The organism is Roseitalea sp. (assembly GCF_984466335.1).
This window is the reverse complement of record NZ_CFIFWG010000116.1, coordinates 1-9,921: the sequence shown is the minus strand read 5'-3', so window position 1 is coordinate 9,921 and position 9,921 is coordinate 1. Positions and strand designations below refer to the sequence as shown.

Below are 9,921 nucleotides of genomic sequence, written 5' to 3'. Positions count from 1 at the left end.
CCGGCCGCTACCCCGACGAGATCCAGCCCATGGTCGACGAGATGAACATGCTGATCGACAACAATCGGCGCATCGTCGAGCGCGCCCGCACCCAGGTCGGCAATCTGGCTCATTCGCTCAAGACGCCGATTTCCGTGTTGCAGAACGAGGCGGCCGGCGGGCGGCCCGTCGACCCGCGCCTTGTCGGCGATCAGGCGGGCGCCATGAAGACGCAGGTCGAGCACTACCTCAACCGCGCCCGCATCGCCGCCCAGGCCGGCGGCGCGGCCTTTCGCACCGACACCGGCCAGGCGCTCGAACGGCTGGTCAGGGTGATGGGCAAGCTCAATCCCGAAAAGACCATCGATCTGTCGCTGCCCGCGACCGCCATCGCCTTTGCCGGCGAGAAGGAGGATTTCGAGGAGGTCTGCGGCAACCTGCTCGAAAACGCGTGCAAATGGGGCCGCCGGACCGTTGCGGTGACGCTCGCGCCGGGCGAGGCGGGGGTCTTCACGGTCAGTGTCGAGGATGACGGGCCGGGCATATCGGCCAAGGAGCGCGCCGACGCGCTCAAGCGCGGCCGCAGGCTCGACGAGACCAAGCCCGGCACGGGTCTTGGCCTGTCGATCGTCGTCGAGACCGTGCGCGCCTATCGGGGCGAGGTGACGCTGTCCGAAAGCGCGCGCGGCGGCCTGATGGTGACGGTTGCCCTGCCGGCTGCGCGCGCCGTTTCGTGAACGGCCATGTTGCGGCCGCATCGTTTGCCCCGTAAATGCGAGCCGACCGAGATTTCACCAGGTTTCAGGATCGAAGGTGCAGGATCGAATGAGAGCCATGGGCACCCGTGCATCCGTTTCAAAGACCATCGCCGCAAGCGGTCTGGCCCTTTTCGTGTTGAGCGGTTGCGCGGGCCTTGGCGGCGGCGCGTCCCGCACCGGTGCCGGTGCAAGCGTCGCCGTCGCGCCGGCCGCCGGGACGGCCCTGCTCGAACCGCTTCAGGGCGGATTGATCGGTCGCGTCGATCTGCCGCCCATCAGCCGCGCGGACCGGCTCGCGGCGCTCCAAAGCGAATATCGCGCGCTTGAGTTCACGCCGGCCGGCGATGCGGTCAACTGGCGGTCCGGCGACAGCGCGCTGTCCGGCGCCGTCGTGCCGTCCCAGCCCTATCGCGTGGGCTCGCAGGATTGCCGCCAATACACCCATAAGGTGACATCGGGCGCCGGCGCGCCGACCGTGATGCGCGGTACGGCCTGCCGCAACCCGGACGGGAGCTGGACGCTGCTGTCCTGACCGGTCCGTCACGCAAATGTGCGACCCGGCTGCACCTATGTCGCAGCCGGTTTTGCTTGGAAACGCCCGGACCTGACGATATTTGAAGGCGATGTTTTTTTGGCTGACAGTATTGGCGCTGACCGTGGCCGCGGTGGTGATCGGGTTCCGGCCGCTCCTTTCGGCGCGTGGCGCTGCCGGCCCCGGCCGCTCCCAGGACCATGAGCACGACATCGCGGTCTATCGCCACCAGCTTGAGGAACTGAAGGCCGAGCAGGCGCGGGGCGCGATCTCGCCGAGCCAGGCGCAGCAGGCGCGCAACGAGGTGGCGCGCCGCATCCTGGCCGTCGAGGACCGGATGCTCGCGGCCCGCCCGGCCGAAGCGGGCACGGCGCCCGCGCCGCGCTCCGGCCGCGCCGTTCCGGCCCTGTTCGCCCTTGTCTTCGTGCCGGGCCTCAGTCTCGTCGTCTACACCGGCATCGGCTCGCCGGGCTATGAGGCCCAGCCGCTCGCCATGCGGATCGAGGCGGCGCTACAGGAACGGGCTGTGCAAGAGCAAACCCAGGTGCAACTGCGTGATCTGGTCACGCGCGCCGAGGTTCATCTGCGCGACAATCCCGGTGACGGGAGCGGCTGGGACGTGCTCGCGCCGGTCTATTTCCGGCTCGGCGAGGTCGGCAAGGCCCAGACGGCCTATCGCAACGCGATCCGGCTGCTGGGCGAAACGCCGCAGCGGCTTTCCGGCTTCGGCGAGGTGATGGTGACCGCCGCCGGCGGCATCGTGACCGAGGAAGCCGCAAGCGCCTTCGACCGGGCGCTCGCCGCCGATCCGGCCGATGCGCGCGCCCGTTTCTTCGACGGGCTCGGCGCGGTGCAGATCGGCGACTATGGGAACGCGCGGCGGGTCTGGACCGATCTGGCGACCGATGCGGGTGCCGATCCGGCCTGGCGCGCGGTCGCCGACCAGAGCCTGGCGCAGCTTGCCGAAGCCGCCCCGCCGGCCCAGGCGGCCGGCCGTCCCCCGGCGCTCGATGCCGATACGCTCACGCAGGCCGGCGAACTCGACGCCGGCGCGCGCGGCGCGATGGTCCAAGACATGGTCGCTTCGCTCGATGCGCGTCTGCGCGACGATCCCGACGATCTTGAGGGCTGGAAGCGTCTCATTCGCGCCCGGATTGTCCTCGATCAACCCGAAGCGGTCCGCGATGCGCTAGAACGGGCCCATGCGGTTTATGGCGACAGGCCCGAAGCGCTTGAGGAACTGCGTGTTTTCGCAAGCGGGCTGGGTCTGGATCTCAGGGACCATTGGCGATGACGCGCAGACAGAAGCGCTCGGCCGTGATCTTCGGCGCTCTTGGCGTTCTGGGCGCCGCGGTCGCGCTCGTGCTGACCGGGCTCAGCGAAAAGGTGGCCTTTTTCCGCACGCCGACCGACATCGTGGCCTCGGCGAGCGCCGCCGACAATGGGGGCCGTCTGCGGCTTGGCGGCCTGGTCGTGATGGGCTCGGTCGAAACGCTGCACGATGCCCGCGTCCGGTTCGCCATAGAGGACGCCAACCACGCCGTCACCGTGCATTATGGCGGCATTCTGCCCGACCTGTTCCGCGAGGGGCAGGGGATCGTCGCCGAGGGAACGCTGGAGCCGGACGGCACGTTTCGGGCGGACATGGTGCTCGCCAAGCATGACGAGACCTACATGCCGCGCGAGGTGGCCGAGGCGCTCAAGGAACAGGGCGTCTGGAAGGGCGGCCTGCCGGCCATCGAAGATGCCCCGGCGAGCGGCGGCTACTGAGCGGGGACGGGGAGGCCGGCCATGATCGTCGAACTGGGTCACTATGCGCTTGTGCTCGGCCTTGCCCTGTCGCTGGCTCAGACGATCGTGCCGCTGCTTGGCCTGCGCGCCGACGACGCCCGCATGCTCGGTGTCGCCCCGACGCTGACGATCGCGACGTTCCTCGTCATCGCCATCTCCTTCGCAGCGCTCACCTGGGCCTATGTCGTCTCGGACTTTTCGGTCCGCAATGTCTGGGCGAATTCGTTTTCCGACAAGCCGCTCATCTTCAAGATCACCGGCGTGTGGGGCAATCACGAGGGGTCCATGCTGCTGTGGATTCTCACCCTTGCCCTGTTCGGCGCGCTGGTCGCCTTCTTCGGCGGCAATCTGCCTTCGCGCCTGAAGGCCGCCGTCCTGTCCGTTCAGGGCTCGGTGACGGTCGCATTCGCGCTCTTCATCCTCTTGACCTCCAACCCGTTCGAGCGGCTGACGCCCCCGCCGATGGAGGGGCGCGATCTCAACCCGATCCTCCAGGATATCGGCCTGGCGATCCATCCCCCGCTTCTCTATCTGGGCTATGTCGGCTTTTCGATCTGCTTTTCCTTTGCCGTGGCGGCCTTGATCGAGGGCCGCATCGACGCGGCCTGGGCGCGCTGGGTGCGCCCCTGGACGCTGGTCTCCTGGGTCTTCCTGACCGCGGGCATCTCGATGGGCTCCTACTGGGCCTATTACGAGCTGGGCTGGGGCGGCTGGTGGTTCTGGGACCCGGTCGAGAACGCCTCCTTCATGCCCTGGCTGATCGGCACGGCGCTCTTGCACTGCGCCCTCGTCATGGAAAAGCGCGAGGCGATGAAGGTCTGGACGATCCTGCTCGCCATCCTGGCCTTTTCCTTTTCCCTGCTCGGCACCTTCCTGGTGCGTTCCGGCGTTCTGACCTCGGTGCATGCGTTCGCCACCGACCCGCAGCGCGGCCTGTTCATCCTGATGATCCTGATCTTCTTCGTCGGCGGCTCGCTGATCCTGTTCGCCCTGCGCGCGGGCACCTTGCGCAATGGCGGCATGTTCCATCCGGTCAGCCGCGAGGGCGCGCTCGTGCTCAACAATCTGTTCCTGACGACGGCGACGGCGACCGTGCTGATCGGCACGCTCTATCCGCTCCTGGTCGAGGCGGTGACCGGCGAGAAGATCTCGGTCGGCGCGCCCTATTTCAACTACACCTTCATTCCGCTGATGATCCCGCTGCTGATGGCGGTGCCGTTCGGCCCGCTGCTGGCCTGGAAGCGCGGCAACCTTCATGCCGCCGCCGAGCGCCTTTGGCTCGTCGCCGCGCTTTCGCTCCTGGCCGCGCTGGTCCTGGCTTACTGGTTCTACGATGCGCCGGTCCTTTCGGCGTTCGCCTTCGCGATCGCCTTCTGGCTGATCGTCGGCGCGTTCGCCGACGTCTGGCAGAAGGCGGGGTTCAAAAGGAACGGCTTTGCAAGGGGATGGTCGCGCCTGAAGGGGCTGCCCGGGTCGAGCTGGGGCACCGCGCTCGCCCATGCCGGCCTTGGCGTGACCATGCTCGGCATTGTCGGCGTGACCACATTCGAGCAGGAGACCGTGCTGCGCATGGTGCCCGGCGACACCACCAGTTTTGCCGGCTACGACGTCGCGTTCGATGCGCTGACGCCCGGCAAGGGCCCCAACTTCACCTATGACAGGGGTGTTTTCACGATCACGCGCAAGGGCCGCAAAATCGGCACCGTGGAGCCCGAAAAGCGCATCTACGTGGCAAGCCGCATGCCGACCACCGAGGCCGGCATCCAGATGGTGGGCCTGTTCAGCCATTACTATATCGCGCTCGGCGATCCCGCGCCCGACACCGATTCGATCGTCGTGCGCATCTGGTACAAGCCCTGGGTCACGCTCATCTGGCACGGCACCATCGTCATGGTGCTCGCCGGCCTGATCTCGCTGTCCGACCGGCGTCTCAGGATCGGCGCGCCGGTCGCCGCCCGCCGCCGCCAGGGGGCGCCTGTCGCCACCAGGCCGGAGCCTGCGGAATGAGGCGCCTTGCGCCCGCCTTCGTGCTGGCCCTGGCACTCGCCGCCGCGCCGGCCCATGCCGTCAATCCCGACGAGATTCTCGACGATCCCGCCCTTGAGGAGCGCGCGCGCGACATTTCGGCGGGCCTCAGATGCATGGTCTGCCAGAACCAGTCGATCGACGATTCCGACGCCGAACTCGCCCGCGATCTGCGCGCGCTGGTGCGCGACCGGCTGGTCGCAGGCGACAGCGATGAAGATGTCGTTGCCTATGTGGTGGACCGGTACGGCGAGTTCGTTCTGCTGCGCCCGACCTTTTCGGCCCGGAACGCGCTCTTGTGGGCGACCCCTGTCGTCATTTTGTTGCTCGGCGGCATGGTCGCCTTCGGCTTCGGCCGGCGCCAGAGCCGATCAAGGCTGGGTGAGGCGCTGACCGACGACGAACGGGCGCGCGTCGCGAAAATTTTAGATGAAGGTGAACGCCGGGACGATTAGGTATGCCCTGTCGATGAGGGGAGAATGCCATGCCGGTCGAAAAACGCACCTTTCCGTCCCGTGACTGCCACCAGCTTGCCGCGCGCTTCGACCGGCCGGACGGTCCGGTTCGCGGCTATGCGCTGTTCGCCCACTGCTTCACCTGCACCAAGGACATCGTCGCCGCGCGCCGCATCGCCGCCAATCTCGCCCGTCTCGGCGTTGCGGTCCTGCGCTTCGACTTCACCGGTCTGGGTTCTTCGGAGGGCGAGTTCGCCAACACCTCCTTCGTCTCGAACGTCGCCGACCTGATCGCGGCGGCCGATCATCTGCGCGACAATGGCGAGGCGCCGGTTCTGCTGATCGGCCATTCGCTGGGCGGGGCGGCGGTGCTGGCCGCCGCCGGCGACATCCCGGAGGTCAAGGGTGTGGTCACCATCGGCGCGCCGGCCGACGCCGAGCATGTGCTGCACAATTTCGCCGCCAGCATCGATGAGATCGAGCGCGAGGGATCGGCCGAGGTGACGTTGGCCGGGCGAAATTTCCGCATCGGCAAGGGCTTTGTCGACGCAGCGCGACAAACGACCCTGACCGACCGGATCGCCGCGCTGCGCGCCTCGCTTCTGGTCATGCATTCGCCGATCGACCAGATCGTGGGCATCGACAACGCCACCCGCATCTTCGCGGCGGCAAGGCACCCCAAGAGCTTCGTTTCGCTGGACAAGGCCGACCATCTTCTGTCCGGGGCCGAGGATGCCGAGTTCGCCGCCCAGGTGATCGCCGGCTGGGCCTCGCGCCTTTTGCCCAAGGACGAACCGCAGGGGACCGAGCCGATCGAACATGTGCGCGTGACCGAAACGCGCGCGAGCAAGTTCCAGAACGTCGTGCAGGCCGGAACGCATCGCTTCTTCGCCGACGAGCCGCCCTCGGTCGGCGGCACCGACACCGGCCCGACCCCTTACGATTTCCTGTCGGCGGCGCTCGGCGCGTGTACATCGATGACGCTGCGCATGTATGCGAGCTTCAAGAAGCTCGATCTGGGCGCGGTCACCGTCGATGTCAGCCATGCCAAGGTGCATGCGGACGATTGCGCCGACTGCACAGACGAATCCAAGGCCAGGGGCGGCAAGGTCGATCGGTTCGAGCGGGTGATCACGGTCGACGGCCCGGTGCCGCCGGAGCTGGCCGGCAAGCTTGAGGAGATCGCCGGCAAATGCCCGGTGCACAAGACGCTCGAAGGCAATGCGACCGTGGTGACGAAGGTCGAGGCGGGGCAGGGGGTCTGAAAAAGGGCACGGCGATGATGGTTTCCGGGCACGATGTCAAAGCGTACGCTCAATCAGTCGTTTTCGCTGCGCACGCCGGTTCGCGCTAGAAGGGTTGGCGTGTCCTGTAGCATGGCGTCGGGCCTGGCGGCTTTTTGTCACTCTGGCGCTCGGCGTAACAGCATATTGCGCGTATATCGACCAGCCCTGGGTCGCCGGTATCTTGGGCGGTGGCACGATCGGCTCCGGTGATTCCACCTTCGCCGGACGCGCTCTAGCGCTCATACGGCGTCACCACCTCGTGACCCAACCTTACCGATAATTCATGTAGCGGCCATGTTCGGGCAATCTTCGCTTCCCTAGATTGAGATGCGGGGCACCGCCCCGCGCCACGATTTCGAAAAGAGGATGACCGAAGATGAAAACGCCCCGCTTCACCGCGGCCATGATGGCCCTGGCCGTCGTCGGCGCCGGCTTTGTCGGCTATGGCGCGTCCCGGCTTGCGGATCCCGCCTATGCGCAAGCCGTGCAGCTCGACGCCCCCGTCGTCGCTCCCGGCTTTGCCGACGTGGTCGCGGCCGTCTCGCCGGCCGTCGTCTCGGTGCGCGTGCGCACCCGTGTCGACACCGTGTCCGGCGGCTTCGACTTCCATGGCGGCCCGTTCGAGGACCTGCCCGAGGGGCATCCGTTCCGCCGTTTCTGGGACCGCGAGTTCGGAGACCGGTTCGGTGAGCGCCAGCCCGACCGGCCGCGCCGCGCCCGCCCGGTCAGCCAGGGCTCCGGCTTCTTCATCTCCGACGACGGGTTCCTGGTCACCAACAACCACGTCATCGAGGACGGCGAGGAATTCACCGTCATCACGGACGACGGCACCGAATTCGATGCCGAACTCGTCGGCGCCGACCCGCGCACCGATCTGGCGGTGCTCAAGGTCGATGCGGTCCGCGACTTCACCTATGTCGCCTTCGGCGACGACAGCGCCACCCGGGTCGGTGACTGGGTGGTCGCCGTCGGCAACCCGTTCGGTCTTGGCGGCACCGTGACCGCGGGGATCGTCTCCGCCCGCGGCCGCGACATCGGTGCCGGTCCCTATGACGATTTCCTGCAGATCGATGCGGCCGTCAACCGCGGCAATTCGGGCGGCCCGACCTTTAACCTTTCCGGCGAGGTGGTCGGCGTGAACACCGCCATCTTCTCGCCTTCGGGCGGCAATGTGGGTATTGCGTTTGCCGTCCCCTCTTCGGTCGCCTCCGATGTGGTTGCCGAACTGGTCGAGGACGGCGATGTGCAGCGCGGCTGGCTCGGCGTGCGCATTCAGCCCGTCACCGACGAGATCGCCGAATCGCTCGGCCTTGCCCGGGCATCCGGCGCCATCGTCGCCGACCCTGAAGAGGGTGCGCCCGCCCAGCGCGCCGGCATTCGCGCCGGCGACGTGATCACCGCCGTCAATGGCGACACGGTCGACGATCCGCGTGAGCTGTCGCGCGCCATCGCCGACTTCGATCCGGGCAGCCAGGTGACGATCACCGTGCAGCGCGATGGCCAGCCCAGCGATATCTCGGTGGAGCTGGGCGCACTGCCCTCGCTTCAGGAACTGGCCGGCCAGCCCCCCGCGCCTTCGCGGTCCGATCCGGTCGAGCCTTCGGCGATGGTCGATCTCGGCCTGACGCTGGTCCCCGCCGAGGGTGGCGGCGGCGTGCTGATCACCGATGTCGACCCCGATGGTCCTGCCTTTCAGGCGGGCATCCGCGTCGGCGACCTCATCCGCGAGGTCAACAACCGGCCGGTCGCCTCGGCGGCCGATGTGGAGGAACGCTTCGCCGAGGTCGCCGAAGCGGGCCGCGGCGCGGCCCTGCTGAGGCTTGAGGGCGAAAGCGCCAGCCGCTTCGTCGCCGTGCCTCTGCCGCGCGGCTGACCGCTGATCCGGCTCCGTCCGGGGTCTTTCCATGTCATCCCCTCCGGACGGTCCCGGCGGCGGGCCTTCCCCCTCAAGCCCGCCGCCGGCCTTCCGAGCCGCCCGCGCCCCTGCTATGACCGTCGCCATGAAGGTGCTGATCATCGAGGACGATCCGCAGGCGGCCGCCTATCTGAAGAAGGCGCTGGGCGAGGCGGGCCACAACGCCGATCTCGCCCATGACGGCGATGATGGCTACGCGATGGCTTCGGCCGGCGCCTACGACGCCCTGATCGTCGACCGCATGCTGCCCGGGCGCGACGGTTTGTCCGTCCTCGCCCAGCTGCGCGCCGAGGGTGACCGCACGCCGGTGTTGATCCTGTCGGCGCTCGGCGAGGTCGACGACCGCGTCACCGGCCTGAGGGCGGGCGGTGACGATTACCTCACCAAGCCCTACGCCTTTTCCGAACTGCTCGCGCGCCTTGAGGTTTTGCAGCGCCGCAGCGGCGGCGACGACGGCGAAACCGCCTATCGCGTGGCCGATCTCGAACTGGACCGGCTCTCGCGCCGTGTCACCCGCGCCGGCCGCGACATCACCTTGCAGCCGCGTGAGTTCCGCCTGCTCGAATATCTCATGCGCAATGCCGGCCGCGTCGTCACCCGCACCATGCTGCTCGAACATGTCTGGGACTATCACTTCGATCCGCAGACGAACGTGATCGACGTTCATGTCTCGCGGCTGCGCGCCAAGATTGAAAAGGGCTTCGACAAGCCGCTGCTGCACACTGTGCGCGGCGCCGGCTATGTCATGCGCGGGCAATGAGCGCCGCGCCCCCCCGTCACCGCCGGCTCGGTGCGATTGTCAAGACCACCGCGGTGCGTCTTTCGGCGCTGTATCTTCTTTTGTTCGGCGTCTGCGCGGTGCTGGTCGTCTTCTACATGAACTCGCTCGCTGCCGGCTTTTTCATGAACGAGACGCGCGCGGCCATCGAGCAGGAGCTGCGTTCGCTCGACCGCATCTACCAGCGCAACGGCATGCGCGCGCTCATCGTCGCCATCGACCGTCGCGCGCGGGCTCCTGGGGCGTTCGTCTATCTGGTGGCAGACCCGGCCGGGCGCATTCTGACCGGCAATGTGCGCGCGCTTGAGCCCGGCGTGCTCGACACGCCCGGCTGGACGCGCCGGCCGTTCGCTTACGAGAAGTTCCGCGGTCACCTGATGCAAGCGAGCTGAACCGCTCGCC

General features: G+C 67.7%; 10 protein-coding genes. All 10 read left to right on the top strand.

Translation table 11 applies throughout. From position 1 onward, the window contains the following. Positions 1-716, top strand: a 716-nt coding sequence (locus AC5E6L_RS11000; RefSeq protein ID WP_491773267.1) for an ATP-binding protein, incomplete at its 5' end; no start/stop codon positions are given. 97 nt (positions 717-813) lie between these two features. Further along, complete coding sequence (locus AC5E6L_RS10995) at positions 814-1,269, top strand: RT0821/Lpp0805 family surface protein (protein WP_491773265.1); 456 nt, start codon at positions 814-816, stop codon at positions 1,267-1,269. A 91-nt stretch (positions 1,270-1,360) separates the two neighbouring features. Then, positions 1,361-2,563, top strand: a complete 1,203-nt coding sequence (gene ccmI / locus AC5E6L_RS10990; RefSeq protein ID WP_491773263.1) for a c-type cytochrome biogenesis protein CcmI — start codon at positions 1,361-1,363, stop codon at positions 2,561-2,563. After that, a complete protein-coding gene (gene ccmE, locus AC5E6L_RS10985) occupies positions 2,560-3,039 on the top strand; it encodes a cytochrome c maturation protein CcmE (protein WP_491230364.1) in 480 nt (159 codons plus the stop codon). The genes ccmI and ccmE overlap by 4 nt, the downstream gene beginning before the upstream one ends. A 21-nt stretch (positions 3,040-3,060) precedes the next feature. Beyond that, a complete protein-coding gene (locus AC5E6L_RS10980; RefSeq protein ID WP_491230363.1) occupies positions 3,061-5,067 on the top strand; it encodes a heme lyase CcmF/NrfE family subunit in 2,007 nt (668 codons plus the stop codon). Beyond that, entirely contained in the window at positions 5,064-5,540 is a 477-nt protein-coding gene (locus AC5E6L_RS10975; RefSeq protein ID WP_491230362.1) for a cytochrome c-type biogenesis protein, read from the top strand. Before AC5E6L_RS10980 ends, AC5E6L_RS10975 begins: the two co-directional genes overlap by 4 nt. 29 nt (positions 5,541-5,569) lie before the next feature. Continuing rightward, positions 5,570-6,805: a bifunctional alpha/beta hydrolase/OsmC family protein gene (locus AC5E6L_RS10970; RefSeq protein WP_491773260.1), complete on the top strand. Its 1,236-nt coding sequence runs from the start codon at positions 5,570-5,572 to the stop codon at positions 6,803-6,805. A 397-nt stretch (positions 6,806-7,202) separates the two neighbouring features. Next, positions 7,203-8,699: a Do family serine endopeptidase gene (locus tag AC5E6L_RS10965; protein WP_491230265.1), complete on the top strand. Its 1,497-nt coding sequence runs from the start codon at positions 7,203-7,205 to the stop codon at positions 8,697-8,699. Positions 8,700-8,826: 127 nt separating this feature from the next. Next, complete coding sequence (locus AC5E6L_RS10960) at positions 8,827-9,501, top strand: response regulator transcription factor (protein ID WP_491230264.1); 675 nt, start codon at positions 8,827-8,829, stop codon at positions 9,499-9,501. After that, positions 9,498-9,911, top strand: a complete 414-nt coding sequence (locus tag AC5E6L_RS10955; protein ID WP_491773257.1) for a hypothetical protein — start codon at positions 9,498-9,500, stop codon at positions 9,909-9,911. The genes AC5E6L_RS10960 and AC5E6L_RS10955 overlap by 4 nt, the downstream gene beginning before the upstream one ends. Positions 9,912-9,921 lie beyond the last annotated feature (10 nt).